This is a genomic window from Pseudomonas sp. FSL R10-0399 (genome assembly GCF_009600165.1).
GTDB classification, from domain to species: Bacteria; Pseudomonadota; Gammaproteobacteria; order Pseudomonadales; family Pseudomonadaceae; genus Aquipseudomonas; species Aquipseudomonas helleri.
This window is the reverse complement of sequence record NZ_WIWK01000012.1, coordinates 1-14,991: the sequence shown is the minus strand read 5'-3', so window position 1 is coordinate 14,991 and position 14,991 is coordinate 1. Positions and strand designations below refer to the sequence as shown.

Sequence of the window (14,991 nt, the reverse complement as noted above, 5' to 3'; positions counted from 1 at the left end):
GGAAGAGGGGGCAGAGGTATCGTAAATATGCCCCGTTGCAATAAATAAATAGCCCCCGCTCAAGCGTTTGGCCGCAGGTGCTGGATCGCCCTGCCAGGCACGGCATAAATCAACCTGATGTCGTGCTGCCGTTTGGCGCGCTCAGCGTTTAAACTGCGTCTTTGCGACGCAATATGTCGCATTGCTATAAACCCGGTTAAGCCGGGGTTTGGCGCTATAAGAAGTTGTCGCTTGGCGGCAAGGCCGCATCACCATCTGTCCTTACAATCCCCCCATCGCTCGCCATTTTAGGCAGGCGTTTCTCATCAGGAGACTCCGATGTCCGTTGAGCAAGCCCCGGTGCAACGCGCCGATTTCGATCAGGTCATGGTTCCGAACTACGCACCTGCTGCTTTCATTCCTGTGCGTGGCGCCGGTTCCCGAGTCTGGGATCAGTCGGGGCGCGAACTCATCGACTTCGCAGGCGGCATCGCGGTTAACGTGTTGGGCCACGCCCACCCGGCGCTCGTAGGCGCACTGACCGAGCAGGCCAACAACCTGTGGCACGTGTCTAACGTGTTCACCAACGAGCCTGCCTTGCGCCTGGCTAAAAAGCTGGTAGACGCCACCTTCGCTGAGCGCGTGTTCTTCTGTAACTCCGGCGCCGAAGCCAACGAGGCTGCCTTCAAGCTGGCCCGTCGCGTGGCGTTCGACCGTTTCGGTGATGAGAAATACGAAATCATCGCGGCCCTCAACAGCTTCCACGGCCGTACGCTGTTCACCGTCAACGTGGGCGGGCAGTCGAAGTACTCGGACGGTTTCGGTCCAAAAATCACCGGCATCACGCACATCCCGTTCAACGACCTCGACGCGCTCAAAGCGGCGATCTCCGACAAAACCTGTGCCGTGGTACTGGAGCCCATCCAGGGCGAAGGCGGCGTATTGCCAGCCGAGCAGGCTTACCTGCAAGGCGCGCGCGAACTGTGCGACCAGCACAATGCCTTGCTGGTGTTTGACGAAGTGCAAACGGGCATGGGCCGTACCGGCCACCTGTTTGCCTACCAGCACTACGGCGTGACCCCGGACATCCTCACCAGCGCCAAAAGCCTGGGCGGCGGTTTCCCGATCGCGGCCATGTTGACCACCGAAGACCTGGCCAAGCACCTCGTCGTCGGCACTCACGGCACCACCTACGGCGGCAACCCGCTGGCGTGCGCGGTGGGCAATGCCGTGTTCGACGTGATCAACACCCCGGACGTATTGCAGGGCGTTGAGGCTAAGCATCAACTGTTCAAAACCCGCCTTGAACAAATCGGCCAGCAGTACGGCGTATTCACCCAAGTGCGTGGTTTGGGCCTGTTGCTGGGCTGCGTCTTGAGCGATGCCTGGAAAGGCCGCGCCAAAGACATATTCAATGCGGCTGAAAAAGAAAACCTGATGATCCTGCAAGCCGGCCCGGACGTGGTGCGTTTCGCCCCAAGCCTGGTGGTTGAAGAAGCAGACATCACCGAAGGCCTGGATCGTTTTGAGCGTGCCATCAAACACCTGACCGCCTGATCCACGCCATAACCCTGTAGGAGCGAGCTCGCCTCGCGATCTTTTAATCTTTTAAAAGACTGTGAGACAGGCTCGCCCCCACAGGGCCCCATTTTTTATTTTCTGGATTAAGGAGTGACACCATGCTGGTGATGCGCCCCGCGCAAATGGCTGACCTGAGCGAGGTACAGCGTCTGGCTGCGGACAGCCCGATTGGTGTCACTTCATTGCCGGACGACCTCGACCGTCTGCGCGACAAGATCGCCGCCTCCGAAGCCTCGTTTGCCGCTGAAGTCAGCTTCAATGGCGAAGAAAGTTACTTCTTCGTCCTTGAAGACACCACCGCAGGCAAGCTGGTGGGCTGTTCGGCCATCGTCGCGTCGGCCGGGTACTCCGAGCCTTTTTACAGTTTTCGTAACGAGACCTTCGTTCACGCCTCGCGCGAACTGAAGATCCACAACAAGATCCACGTGCTGTCGCAGTGTCACGATCTGACCGGCAACAGCCTGCTGACCAGCTTTTACGTGGTCCCGGATCTGGTGGGCACGGCCTGGTCCGAACTCAACTCCCGAGGCCGCCTGCTGTTTGTGGCCAACCACCCGGAGCGCTTCGCCGATTCGGTGGTCACCGAGATCGTCGGCTACAGCGATGAAAACGGCGACTCGCCGTTTTGGGACGCCATCGGCCGCAACTTTTTCGACTTGAACTACGCCGCCGCCGAGCGCCTGTGCGGGCTGAAAAGCCGCACCTTCCTCGCCGAGCTGATGCCGCATTACCCGATTTACGTGCCGCTGTTGCCCGACACTGCCCAGGAAGCCATGGGCCAGGTGCACCCGCGTGCGCAAATCACCTTCGACATTTTGATGCGTGAAGGTTTTGAAACCGATCATTACATCGACATTTTCGACGGCGGCCCGACCCTGCATGCGCGGGTCTCGGGCATCCGCTCGATTGCTCAAAGCCGCGTGGTGCCGGTCAAGATCGGTGAGCCGATTCGCGGGGGCGGTCGCCCGTACCTGGTGGCCAATACCCAGTTACAGGACTACCGCGCCGTCTTGCTGGAGCTCGACTGGGCGCCGGGCAAGCCGGTCACGCTGGATCTGGAAGCGGCCGAAGCGCTCGGCGTTGGCGAAGGCGTCAGCGTACGAGTGGTTGCGGTTTAACGCGTTTGAGCGAGTGTCACGGGGTTCGCCCGCGAGCCCTGTTTAAGGAGATAGCATGATCGTTCGTCCTGTACGCAGTAGTGATTTAACGGCCCTGATTGAACTGGCCCGCAGCACGGGCACCGGCCTGACCACCTTGCCGGCCAATGAGCAGCGCCTGTTGCACCGTGTCAGTTGGGCTGAAAAAACCTTTCGTGGCGAAGCTGAACGCGCCGATGCCGACTACCTGTTCGTGCTCGAAAACGACGACGGCAAAGTGGTGGGGATTTCGGCCATTGCCGGTGCCGTCGGCCTGCGTGAGCCTTGGTACAACTTCCGGGTTGGCCTGACCGTCAGCGCCTCCCAGGAACTGAACATATACCGCGAAATCCCGACCCTGTTCCTGGCCAACGACCTGACGGGCAACTCTGAGCTGTGCTCGTTGTTCCTCAGTGCCGATCACCGCAATGGCCTTAACGGCCGCATGCTGGCCAAGGCGCGGATGCTGTTTATCGCTGAGTTCCCCGATCTGTTTGGCAACAAGATCATTGCCGAAATGCGCGGCATGTCAGATGAGAACGGCCGCTCGCCTTTCTGGGAAAGCCTGGGTCGACACTTTTTCAAAATGGAATTCAGCCAGGCCGATTACCTGACCGGCGTGGGCAACAAAGCCTTTATTGCCGAGCTGATGCCCAAGTTTCCGGTGTACACCTGCTTCTTGTCCGAAAGCGCCCGCGCCGTGATCGGCAAGGTGCATACCGACACCGAACCTGCGTTGAACATGCTCAAAAGCGAAGGCTTCAGTTATCAGGGTTACGTCGATATTTTCGACGCGGGCCCGGCGGTGGAATGCGAAACCACCAAGATTCGCGCGGTGCGTGACAGTGAGGCGCTGGTGCTGGCCATCGGCACACCGGGCGATGACGCCCCGGCGTACCTGATTCATAACCGCAAACGCGAAGAGTGCCGCATTACTGCCGCCCCGGCACGTTTGGCGGCGGGCACGTTAGTGGTCGACAAACTGACCGCCAAGCGTCTGCAGCTGAGTGCAGGCGACCAGGTGCGCGCCGTCCCGTTATCTGCCCAGCCAGCCACGTCGCGGGAGTCCAAATAATGAGCACGTTGTATATCGCAGGCGCCTGGCAGAACGGTCAGGGCGAAATCATCGAGTCGCTGAATCCGGTCACCCAGCAGGTGCTGTGGACGGGCCACGCGGCCAATGCCGAGCAGGTGAGCGAAGCAGTCAAAGCTGCGCGTCAGGCGTTTCCGGCCTGGGCCAAACGGTCTTTCGAAGAGCGCCTGACGGTGCTCGAAGCCTTCGCCGCGAGCCTGAAAACCCACGCCGATGAACTGGCCCGCTGCATCGGTGAAGAAACCGGCAAGCCGCTGTGGGAGTCGGCCACCGAAGTCACCAGCATGATCAACAAGGTGGCAATCTCGGTACAAAGCTACCGTGAGCGCACCGGCGAAAAAAGCGGCCCGCTGGGCGATGCCACGGCGGTGCTGCGCCACAAGCCCCACGGCGTGGTTGCGGTGTTCGGCCCGTACAACTTTCCGGGTCACTTGCCTAACGGGCATATCGTCCCGGCGTTGCTGGCGGGTAACAGCGTGGTGTTCAAGCCGAGCGAGCTGACCCCTAAAGTCGCTGAGCTGACGGTCAAGTGCTGGATCGAAGCCGGTTTGCCGGCGGGCGTGCTGAACCTGTTGCAAGGTGCGCGCAAGACCGGTGTCGCGTTGGCCGCTCATGCAGGCATCGACGGGTTGTTCTTCACCGGCTCCAGCCGTACCGGTAACAGCTTGCATCAACAGTTCGCCGGGCGCCCGGACAAAATCCTGGCCCTGGAAATGGGCGGCAATAACGCGCTGGTGGTCGATCAGGTGGCAGACCTGGACGCCGCGGTGTACACGATTATTCAGTCGGCCTTTATTTCGGCTGGCCAACGTTGCACCTGTGCGCGGCGTTTGCTGGTGCCGCAAGGCGCGTGGGGCGACCGCCTGCTTGAGCGTCTGGTCGAGGTCAGCAAAGACATTGAAGTGGGGGCGTTTGACCAGCAACCGGCACCGTTCATGGGCTCGGTGATTTCGTTGTCAGCGGCGCGAGATCTTCTGGCCGCACAGACGCTGCTGATCGACAGCGGGGCGCAGGTCTTGCTGCGCATGACCCAGCCAAGCACCACGGCGGCGTTGCTCACGCCGGGCATTATTGATGTGACGGACGTGAGTGAGCGCTCGGACGAAGAGCTGTTCGGGCCGTTGCTGCAAGTGTTTCGTTACAGCGATTTTGACGCGGCGATTGCCGAGGCCAACAACACCGCGTTCGGTTTGGCCGCAGGTTTGCTCTCGGACTCCGAAGCGCGCTACCAGCAGTTCTGGCTTGAGAGCCGGGCCGGGATTGTGAACTGGAACAAGCAACTCACGGGCGCCGCCAGCAGCGCACCGTTTGGCGGTGTCGGCGCGTCCGGCAACCACCGTGCCAGTGCGTATTACGCCGCTGACTATTGCGCTTACCCGGTCGCGTCACTGGAAACCCCGACCCTGGCGCTGCCCGCCGCCCTGACCCCGGGCGTGCGATTGTCTTAAGGCCCCATGTCGTCACTGTGGGAGCGGGCTTGCTCGCGATGCAGGCTGCGCGGTTTTACGGTTAAGCCGCGTTGATGTCATCGCGAGCAAGCCCGCTCCCACAGGTCAAGTGCTCTACCTTGTCTATTACCACCGTTTGCCGGAGCCTCACCGATGAAATCCTTTGAAGTCAACTTTGACGGTCTAGTGGGGCCGACCCATAACTACGGCGGTTTGTCGTTTGGCAATGTCGCGTCCCAGAGCAACAGCCAGCAGGCGTCCAACCCCAAGGAAGCCGCGCTGCAAGGCCTGGAAAAAATGAAAGCGCTGATGGACATGGGCTTTGTCCAGGGCGTGCTGGCGCCGCAAGAGCGCCCGGATGTCGCCGCCTTGCGCAGCCTGGGCTTTAGCGGTACTGACGCACAAGTGATTGAGCGTGCTGCCAAAGACGCCATGCCGTTGCTGGTTGCCAGTTGCTCGGCCTCCAGCATGTGGGTGGCCAACGCCGCCACGGTCAGCCCAAGCGCAGACACCGCCGATGGCCGTGTGCATTTCACCGCTGCCAACCTCAATTGCAAGTTCCACCGCAGCATCGAGCACCCGACCACCAGCCGCGTGCTGGGCGCGATGTTTGCCGATCAGCAGCACTTCGCGCACCACGCGGCCTTGCCGGCAGTGGCGCAGTTTGGTGATGAAGGCGCCGCCAATCACACACGCTTTTGCCGTGACTACGGCGAGGCCGGGGTCGAGTTTTTTGTCTACGGGCGCAGTGCGTTCGACAGCCGTTACCCCGCGCCGCAAAAGTACCCGGCACGCCAAACCCTCGAAGCTTCACAAGCCGTGGCGCGTCTGCATGGTTTGAGCGAGGAGGGCGTGGTGTTTGCCCAGCAAAACCCGGCGGTGATCGACCAGGGCGTGTTCCATAACGACGTGATCGCGGTGGGTAATGGCGAGCTGCTGTTCCATCACCAGGATGCCTTCCTCAATACCGAAGCCATGCTCGACGAGCTGCGTCGCAAGCTGGCCGCGCGCGGAGCCACGTTTGAGTCCATCAGCGTGCCGCGCGATCAAGTGACCGTCGATGACGCAGTGCGTTCTTACCTGTTCAACAGCCAACTGCTCAGCCGTGCCGATGGTTCGATGCTGCTGATCGTGCCCGAAGAGTGCCGCGCCAATCCGCGTGTGTGGAGCTACCTGCAAGGCCTGACCAGCGCTGGCGGGCCGATCCGCGAAGTGAAGGTGTTTGATCTCAAGCAGAGCATGCAGAACGGCGGTGGCCCGGCGTGCCTGCGCTTGCGGGTGGCGCTTAACGAAACAGAGCTGGCGGCGGTCAACCCTGGGGTTATCATGTCGGCCCCGCTGTACGACACGCTGACCGGCTGGGTGAACAAGCACTACCGCGATGCCTTGCGCGAAAGCGACCTGGCAGACCCGCAATTGCTGCTTGAATGCCGGACGGCACTGGATGAACTGACGCAAATCCTTAAACTGGGCTCGGTTTATCCGTTTCAGATCAATTGACCCTGCGCGTGTTTGCCTGTTGCGCACGCGCCACCTGATTTTCCAATGAGAGCGAAATTATGAGCGATTCCCTGCAGCTGATCCTTGAAGACACCGACGGCACGCAACTGCAAACCTCCTGCACCCGCGTCGCGGTCCTGTGGCAGGGTAAAGAGCTGTGGATCCAGCAAGACGGCCGTGGCCAGTTGCTGATTGGTGTAGACGTAGAAGAGGGCGACGCTGAATACGCCAACCTGTTGTTGCGCCCATTGGCCACTAACCTTGTTAGTCTGCAACTGGAAATGGAACCGGCTGACATGAGTGACGAAGATGGCGAAGACGGTCACGTGCACGGCCCGGACTGCAATCACTGATTAAGGATGCCCTATGCTCGCTCTCGGCAAACTGCTTGAACTGACCTTGACCGGACGTGAACCGGCCCAGAAAACTCAACTGACTGTCGATGGCGTGCGTTTGCGCTGGCTGGCCGAGGGCGCGCTTGAGGTGCGCCCCCCTGAGGCGCGCGACAACGGCATGGACGTGCTGCTGTCGGCCGGTATCCACGGTAATGAAACAGCGCCGATCGAATTGCTCGATCGCCTGATCCATGCCATTGCTCGCGGTGAGATCAAGCCGCGAGCGCGCATTCTGTTTTTGTTCGGCAACCCGGGCGCCATGCGCACGGGCGCACGGTTTGTCGAAGAAGACCTCAATCGTCTGTTTAACGGCCGCCATGAAAGCAGCAGCGGGCCAGAAGCCCTGCGTGCCTGCGAGCTTGAACACCTGGCCGAGACGTTTTTCAATGCCCCCGAGCGTACCCGTTTGCATTTCGACCTGCACACGGCCATTCGCGGTTCCAAGATTGAGCAATTCGCCTTGTACCCCTACAAAGAGGGGCGCAAACATTCCCGCGATCAACTGGCGCGCCTGCGGGCCGCTGGCATGGAAGCGGTGCTGTTGCAGAACAAACCTTCCATTGTGTTCAGCGCTTACACCTACGATCAGTTGGGTGCCGAGGCGTTTACCCTGGAGCTGGGCAAGGCCAGGCCGTTTGGGCACAACGACGGGGTTAACGTCGAGCGTCTGGAATTGCGCTTGCAGCAGATTATCGAAGGCACTGAGCCGTCGCTGGAAGGCGCGTCGCTGGACGGCTTGCAGATATTCAGCGTGGCGCGAGAAGTGATCAAGCACAGCGACGCGTTCCTGCTGCACTTGCCGCCGGAAATCGAGAATTTTTCTGAGTTGCCCAAAGGTTATTTGCTGGCGCAAGACACGCCAAAAACCCGCTGGGTCATCGAGGAAGAGGGCGCGCGGATCATCTTTCCCAACCCCAAGGTCAAGAACGGCCTGCGGGCGGGGATCATCATCAAACCGGTGAAAGCAACAGCGTTTGCTTGAAGCTGTAGGAGCGAGCTTGCCTCGCGATCTTTTTGAAGATCAAAAGATCGCGAGGCAAGCTCGCTCCTACATGGGCAATTAGTTACACCGCGCGCTTTTGCTGGCTGTCCAGACGCTTGATAGCGCGGATTTTCTGCAGGGTGTCTACGCAGGTTTTCGCCGCTTCCTGACCTTTGTGCACGAAGTGGTCGAAGAAAAACTTCTGGTGCTCTTCGCCCGCGTGGAAGTGGTGCGGGGTCAGGCTGACCGAGAACACCGGCACTTCAGTTTCCAACTGCACTTGCATCAGGCCGCTGACCACGGACTGAGCCACGAAATCGTGACGATAAATGCCACCGTCGACCACCAGTGCGGCACCGACGATACCGGCGTAGCGGCCAGTCTTGGCCAGCAGTTTGGCGTGCAGCGGGATTTCGAACGCACCGCCGACTTCAAAGAAGTCGATGTCACTTTCCTGATAGCCCTGCTCGAGCATCTCGGCCAGGAAGCCTTTACGGCTCTGATCGACGATCTCTTTGTGCCAGCTGGCCTGGATGAAAGCGACGCGTTCGTTGTGGTGAATAGCGGTAGGTTGCATGTTCTGACTCCTGTTTGTGTGAAAAACAGGGCATATGAATCGAATGGGATTTAAGGGTACGTGCAGGCGGGGAGTCCCCCTCTGGTTAACGGCCCTTTGGCGCCAATCCCGTTCTCTCTTCATCCGGACTATGACCGTCGGCCCCGGGATCACACCGGGTCTGCTGACCTTGCCCCATCATCAGCCTACAAGCTGTCTGATGCGCCAAGCGCTCGCGGGCTATACGCATTGCGCGTAATTACCGCCGGTGGGGAGTTACACCCCGCCCTGAGAACGTTGCCGCCCGTGTTTCAGGGCAGCGGGCATTTTGTATCACAAATGTTTCAAAGATGCATCGCTGCTTTTTGCTAATAGCCATCGTATTTTCTGATGCCTGTATAAGGCTATTCTTGCGCCACAAGGATTTCTTTGATGAGCCGACGGCCGAGGACTTTTGCATGAGTGTTATCGATCTGCGCAGCGACACCGTAACCCAACCCAGCACTGGCATGCGTGACGCCATGGCGAGCGCGCCGCTGGGCGACGATGTATACGGTGAAGACCCGACGGTAAACAAGCTGGAGTCTGAGCTCGCCTCGCGCCTGGGGTTTGCACAAGCACTGTTTGTGCCCACCGGCACCATGAGCAACTTGCTGGCGCTGATGGCGCATTGCGGGCGTGGTGACGAATACATCGTGGGGCAGCAGGCGCACACTTATAAGTACGAAGGCGGCGGTGCGGCCGTATTGGGCTCTATTCAGCCACAACCGCTGGAGGTGCAGGCCGACGGCTCGCTGGATTTGCAACAGGTGGCGGCGGCAATCAAGCCTGACGACTTTCACTTTGCCCGCACCCGCTTGCTGGCCCTGGAAAACACCATGCAGGGCAAGGTGCTGCCGGTCGAGTATCTGGCGCAGGCCAGCCGCTTGACCCGCGAACACGGCCTGGCGCTGCACCTGGACGGCGCGCGGTTGTACAACGCGGCGGTGAAGCTGGGGGTGGATGCGAGCGAAATTGCCCGGCATTTCGATTCGGTGTCGGTGTGTTTGTCCAAGGGCTTGGGCGCGCCGGTGGGTTCTGTGCTGTGCGGCACCGTTGAATTGATTGGTAAGGCCCGGCGCCTGCGCAAAATGGTGGGTGGCGGCATGCGCCAGGCCGGGCAACTGGCCGCGGCGGGCTTATATGCGCTGGACCATCAAGTGGCGCGCCTGGCAGATGACCATGCCAATGCGCAACGGCTGGCCGATGGCCTGCGTGAGGCCGGTTATCGCGTTGAGCCGGTACAGACCAACATGGTTTACGTGCAAGTTGATGGGCAGGCGGCAGCACTTAAAGCCTTTGCGGGGGAGCGGGGCATCAAGCTCAGTGCCGCGCCGCGCTTGCGCATGGTGACCCACATGGACGTCAGCCGCAGCCAAATCGAGCAAACCATCGAGGTTTTCCGCGACTTTATCCGTCATTAAGCTTGCAATCTGTCCAATTGCTTGCAGCTATCGTATAAACACACTGTACCCAAGGCGAAGGGCCGATATAATGCGGCCCTTTGCGAGTCATTTGTCAATTGATGAGAATTGTTTGCCTGGGCAGGAAGGGTTCCGATCCGTCCCGCTTCTGAGCAATAGCCATCAATTGACAGCAATGATTTGCCTCTGGCCGCAGCCTCCGTGGAAGAACCTATGAAAAGCGCAGAAATCCGTGAAGCCTTCCTTCGCTTCTTCGAGGAGCAAGGTCACACCCGTGTCCCTTCGAGCTCCTTGGTCCCGAATAACGACCCAACCCTGCTGTTCACTAACGCGGGGATGAACCAGTTCAAGGACTGCTTCCTGGGTCAAGAAAAACGTGCTTACACCCGTGCAACCAGCAGCCAGAAGTGCGTGCGTGCCGGTGGTAAGAACAGCGACCTGGAAAACGTCGGTTACACCGCACGTCACCACACCTTCTTTGAAATGCTCGGCAACTTCAGCTTTGGCGATTATTTCAAGAAAGACGCGATCAACTTCGCCTGGACCTTTTTGACCGGCGTATTGAAGCTCCCTAAAGAAAAGCTCTGGGTCACGGTGTACGCCAGCGATGACGAAGCCTATGACATCTGGACCCAAGACGTGGGCGTGCCGGCCGAGCGCATGATCCGCATTGGCGACAACAAAGGCGCGCCGTACGCGTCCGACAACTTCTGGACCATGGGCGATACCGGCCCGTGCGGCCCCTGCACCGAGATTTTCTACGATCACGGCCCTGAGATCTGGGGTGGCCCACCGGGCTCGCCAGAGGAAGACGGCGACCGTTACATCGAGATCTGGAACAACGTTTTCATGCAGTTCAACCGCACCGCCGACGGCGTGTTGCATCCATTGCCAGCGCCGTCGGTAGACACCGGCATGGGCCTGGAGCGGATCAGCGCGGTGATGCAGCACGTGAACTCCAACTACGACATCGACCTGTTCCAGAGCCTGTTGAAAGCCGCCGCCCAAGCGATCGGCTGCGCCAACGAAGGCCAGGCGTCGCTCAAAGTCGTGGCTGACCACATCCGTTCGTGCAGCTTCCTGATTGCTGATGGCGTGTTGCCTTCCAATGAAGGCCGTGGCTACGTGCTGCGTCGCATCATTCGTCGCGCTTGCCGTCACGGCAACAAGCTGGGCGCAACCGGTAACTTCTTTTACAAGATCGTCGCGGCCCTTGTGGCCGAGATGGGCGAGAGCTTCCCGGAGCTGGTGCGCGAGCAGGCCAACATCGAGCGCGTACTTAAAGCCGAAGAAGAGCAATTCTCCAAGACCCTGGAGCAGGGCCTGAAAATCCTTGAGCAGGATCTGGCTGAGCTTAAAGGCACCGTGGTGCCGGGCGACGTAGTGTTCAAGCTGTATGACACCTACGGCTTCCCGATGGACCTGACCGCCGACATCGCCCGCGAGCGCAACCTGACCGTGGACGAAGAAGGCTTCGAACGCGAAATGGAAGCCCAGCGTGTGCGTGCGCGTTCGGCCAGCTCGTTCGGTCTGGACTACAACACTCTGGTTAAAGTTGACGTGCCTACCGAGTTTATCGGCTACGGCGCGACCCACAGCTCGGCCAAAGTGATTGCCCTCTATAAAGAAGGCCAGTCAGTTACCAGCCTCAATGAAGGCGACGAGGGCGTGGTCGTACTCGACCGCACGCCTTTCTACGCTGAATCCGGTGGCCAGGTTGGCGATTGCGGTTACCTGCAAGCCGGTGCTGCGCGTTTTGACGTGCGTGACACCACCAAAACCGGCGGCGCGTTCCTGCACCACGGCGTTGTGGCAGCAGATGGCCTGAAGGTCGGTGAAACCGTTGAAGCGCACGTAGATGCCGATGTGCGTCACGCCACGTCGCTGAACCACTCGGCCACTCACTTGCTGCACGCCGCCTTGCGCCAAGTGCTGGGCGAGCACGTTCAGCAGAAGGGCTCGCTGGTCGACAGTCAGCGCATGCGTTTTGACTTCAGCCACTTTGAAGCCATCAAGCCTGAGCAGATCAAGGCACTGGAAGACATCGTCAACGCCGAGATTCGCAAGAACACCCCGGTCGAGACAGAAGAAACCGACATCGAAACCGCCAAGCAAAAAGGCGCCATGGCGCTGTTTGGTGAGAAATACGGCGACAGCGTGCGCGTGCTGAGCATGGGCGGCGATTTCTCGGTAGAGCTGTGCGGTGGTATCCACGCGCAGCGCACCGGCGACATCGGCCTGATGAAAATCACCAGCGAAGGCGGTGTGGCCTCGGGCGTTCGTCGTATTGAAGCGGTCACCGGCGCTGCGGCGCTGGCTTACTTGAACGCCGCCGAAGAGCAGCTCAAAGAAGCCGCAAGCCTGGTTAAAGGCTCGCGTGACAACCTGGTCGACAAACTGTCGGCCGTGCTGGAGCGTAACCGCCAGCTGGAAAAACAACTGGAACAATTGCAGGCCAAGGCCGCAAGCGCTGCGGGCGATGATCTGTCATCCTCGGCAGTCGATGTAAAAGGCGTGAACGTGTTGGCCGCCCGCCTGGACGGTCAAGATGGCAAGGCGCTGTTGGCGCTGGTAGATCAGCTGAAGAACAAGCTCGGCCGCGCAGTGATCCTGCTCGGCAGTGTTCATGAAGATAAGGTCGTACTGGTTGCAGGCGTGACCAAAGACCTGACTGGCCAACTCAAAGCCGGTGATTTGATGAAGCAGGCCGCTGCAGCAGTGGGCGGGAAGGGCGGTGGTCGTCCGGACATGGCGCAAGGCGGCGGTGTTGATGCCGCAGCCCTGGACGCCGCGCTGGCCCTGACTGTGCCATTTGTCGAGCAGGGTATCTGAGGTCCAGTACGCGCCGTCGTCTAGTGGCGGCGCGTCGTTTGAATGATAAATGGGCGCCCTTTATGGGCTGAGGCTGCTTTGAAATGGCTTTGATCGTACAAAAATTTGGAGGCACCTCGGTCGGCACTGTCGAGAGAATCGAGCAGGTCGCCGATAAAGTTAAGAAGTTTCGCGAAGCCGGCAACGACCTGGTTATTGTGCTGTCTGCGATGAGCGGCGAGACCAACCGTTTGATTGATCTGGCCAAACAGATCAGCGATCAGCCGTTGCCTCGTGAGCTGGACGTGATTGTCTCCACCGGCGAGCAAGTCACCATTGGCTTGCTGGCCATGGCGCTGAATAAGCGCGGCGTCCCAGCGGTGTCTTACACCGGTAGCCAGGTGCGCATCCTGACCGACAGTTCGCACACCAAAGCCCGCATTCTGAAAATTGACGACCAGAAAATTCGCGCCGACCTGAAGGAAGGGCGCGTAGTGGTAGTTGCTGGTTTCCAGGGCGTGGATGAAAACGGCAACATTACCACCTTGGGCCGTGGTGGCTCGGACACGACCGGCGTGGCGCTGGCGGCAGCCCTGAAGGCTGACGAATGCCAGATCTACACCGATGTTGACGGCGTCTACACCACCGACCCACGGGTTGTGGCCAAGGCTCAGCGCCTGGAAAAGATCACCTTCGAAGAAATGCTGGAAATGGCCAGCCTGGGCTCCAAGGTGTTGCAGATCCGTGCCGTTGAGTTCGCTGGCAAGTACAACGTTCCGCTGCGCGTATTGCACAGCTTTAAAGAGGGTCCGGGCACCCTCATTACTATCGATGAAGAGGAATCCATGGAACAGCCGATCATTTCTGGCATCGCTTTCAACCGCGACGAAGCCAAGCTGACCATCCGTGGCGTGCCAGATACCCCGGGTGTTGCATTCAAAATCCTCGGCCCGATCAGCGCGGCCAACATTGAAGTCGACATGATCGTGCAGAACGTTGCGCACGATAACACCACCGACTTCACCTTTACGGTGCACCGTAACGACTACCAGGCCGCTTTTGAGGTCCTGGAAAACACCTCTCGCGAGATCGGTGCCCGTGAAGTGGTCGGCGATACCAACATTGCCAAGGTGTCGATTGTCGGCGTGGGCATGCGCTCGCACGCAGGCGTTGCCAGCCGCATGTTCGAATCGCTGGCCAAAGAGAACATCAACATCCTGATGATCTCGACCTCCGAGATCAAAGTGTCGGTGGTGATCGAAGAGAAGTACCTGGAGCTCGCGGTGCGTTCCCTGCACACGGCTTTTGATTTGGACGCACCTGCCCGGCAGGGCGAGTAAGCGTTGCCCAGAGGGCGCGGTGAACCCGCGCCCTTTGTTTTTTTGATGGATGTGGCACAGGGCTTTATCTTTTGCCATGTTGGTCAATACTAAGGGCGCAGGGTTTTGTCGCTATATAGCCGCAAGCCCAAGCCCTTTTTTTTGCAGACTGTTGTCCCTGAATGTAAGTGTGAGGAGAAACGTATGCTGATTCTGACTCGCCGGTGCGCAGAAAGCCTGATCATAGGCGATGGTGAAATTACTGTGACCGTGCTCGGCGTCAAAGGAAACCAAGTGCGAATTGGTGTGAATGCGCCCAAGGAAGTGGCCGTGCACCGCGAGGAAATCTACCTGCGGATCAAGAAAGAAAAGGACGAGGAACCAAGTCTTTAATTTTATTTAAGTTTTTAGTTGCATACGGGGAAAAGGCTGGTTATTATACGCCCCGTGTTGCGGAGAGGTGGCCGAGTGGCCGAAGGCGCTCCCCTGCTAAGGGAGTACACCTCAAAAGGGTGTCGGGGGTTCGAATCCCCCCTTCTCCGCCATTATTCATGTAGCACGTTAGAATCTAGCCACTTCAGTAAGTTGTTGAATTTATTGAAAAAAACACTTGGCAGAGAGATTCAACGGTCTATAATACGCAGCTTCAAATGCACTCGTAGCTCAGCTGGATAGAGTACTCGGCTACGAACCGAGCGGTCACAGGTTCGAATCCTGTCGAGTGCACC

The 14,991-nt window shown here is 59.3% G+C and carries 12 protein-coding genes, 2 tRNA genes and 1 riboswitch; of the genes, 13 read left to right on the top strand and 1 reads right to left on the bottom strand.

The genetic code is table 11. From position 1 onward, the window contains the following. Positions 1–318 precede the first annotated feature (318 nt). The 7 genes from GHO41_RS05495 to astE all read left to right on the top strand — a co-directional run bounded on the left by GHO41_RS05495 (position 319) and on the right by astE (position 8,114). Positions 319–1,536 carry an aspartate aminotransferase family protein gene (locus GHO41_RS05495; protein WP_048367876.1) on the top strand — a complete coding sequence of 406 codons (1,218 nt, stop codon included), beginning with the start codon at positions 319–321 and terminating at the stop codon, positions 1,534–1,536. Between the two features lie 122 nt (positions 1,537–1,658). Next, the gene (aruF, locus tag GHO41_RS05490; RefSeq protein WP_153330479.1) at positions 1,659–2,678 is read left to right on the top strand and encodes an arginine/ornithine succinyltransferase subunit alpha; all 1,020 of its coding nucleotides are present in this window, start codon (positions 1,659–1,661) and stop codon (positions 2,676–2,678) included. A 55-nt stretch (positions 2,679–2,733) separates the two neighbouring features. Further along, complete coding sequence (astA, locus tag GHO41_RS05485; RefSeq protein WP_153433125.1) at positions 2,734–3,771, top strand: arginine N-succinyltransferase; 1,038 nt, start codon at positions 2,734–2,736, stop codon at positions 3,769–3,771. Beyond that, entirely contained in the window at positions 3,768–5,237 is a 1,470-nt protein-coding gene (astD, locus tag GHO41_RS05480) for a succinylglutamate-semialdehyde dehydrogenase (RefSeq protein WP_178110087.1), read from the top strand. Before astA ends, astD begins: the two co-directional genes overlap by 4 nt. Before the next feature lie 153 nt (positions 5,238–5,390). After that, positions 5,391–6,737 (top strand): N-succinylarginine dihydrolase, encoded by a 1,347-nt coding sequence (astB, locus tag GHO41_RS05475; RefSeq protein ID WP_153433124.1) that lies wholly within the window; start codon positions 5,391–5,393, stop codon positions 6,735–6,737. A 59-nt stretch (positions 6,738–6,796) separates the two neighbouring features. Further along, complete coding sequence (locus GHO41_RS05470; RefSeq protein WP_048367870.1) at positions 6,797–7,090, top strand: hypothetical protein; 294 nt, start codon at positions 6,797–6,799, stop codon at positions 7,088–7,090. A 13-nt stretch (positions 7,091–7,103) separates the two neighbouring features. Continuing rightward, entirely contained in the window at positions 7,104–8,114 is a 1,011-nt protein-coding gene (gene astE, locus GHO41_RS05465; protein ID WP_153433123.1) for a succinylglutamate desuccinylase, read from the top strand. Between the two features lie 82 nt (positions 8,115–8,196). Here the strand turns inward: astE and GHO41_RS05460 are convergent, their stop codons facing one another. Beyond that, positions 8,197–8,691: a 6,7-dimethyl-8-ribityllumazine synthase gene (locus GHO41_RS05460; protein ID WP_048367866.1), complete on the bottom strand. Its 495-nt coding sequence runs from the start codon at positions 8,689–8,691 to the stop codon at positions 8,197–8,199. 106 nt (positions 8,692–8,797) lie between these two features. Continuing rightward, a riboswitch (FMN riboswitch) is annotated at positions 8,798–8,970 on the bottom strand. 158 nt (positions 8,971–9,128) lie between these two features. Between GHO41_RS05460 and ltaE the strand changes: the two genes are divergently transcribed. The 6 genes from ltaE to GHO41_RS05430 all read left to right on the top strand — a co-directional run bounded on the left by ltaE (position 9,129) and on the right by GHO41_RS05430 (position 14,989). Beyond that, positions 9,129–10,133 carry a low-specificity L-threonine aldolase gene (ltaE, locus tag GHO41_RS05455; protein ID WP_153433122.1) on the top strand — a complete coding sequence of 335 codons (1,005 nt, stop codon included), beginning with the start codon at positions 9,129–9,131 and terminating at the stop codon, positions 10,131–10,133. 213 nt (positions 10,134–10,346) lie between these two features. Then, positions 10,347–12,965, top strand: a complete 2,619-nt coding sequence (gene alaS, locus GHO41_RS05450) for an alanine--tRNA ligase (protein WP_153433121.1) — start codon at positions 10,347–10,349, stop codon at positions 12,963–12,965. A gap of 83 nt (positions 12,966–13,048) precedes the next feature. Then, positions 13,049–14,284: an aspartate kinase gene (locus GHO41_RS05445; RefSeq protein ID WP_048367860.1), complete on the top strand. Its 1,236-nt coding sequence runs from the start codon at positions 13,049–13,051 to the stop codon at positions 14,282–14,284. Between the two features lie 183 nt (positions 14,285–14,467). After that, positions 14,468–14,656: a carbon storage regulator CsrA gene (gene csrA, locus GHO41_RS05440; RefSeq protein WP_003175645.1), complete on the top strand. Its 189-nt coding sequence runs from the start codon at positions 14,468–14,470 to the stop codon at positions 14,654–14,656. A gap of 61 nt (positions 14,657–14,717) precedes the next feature. Beyond that, a tRNA-Ser gene (locus GHO41_RS05435) sits at positions 14,718–14,808 on the top strand. A 107-nt stretch (positions 14,809–14,915) separates the two neighbouring features. Further along, positions 14,916–14,989 (top strand) — tRNA-Arg (locus GHO41_RS05430). The last annotated feature ends 2 nt before the right edge of the window (positions 14,990–14,991 follow it).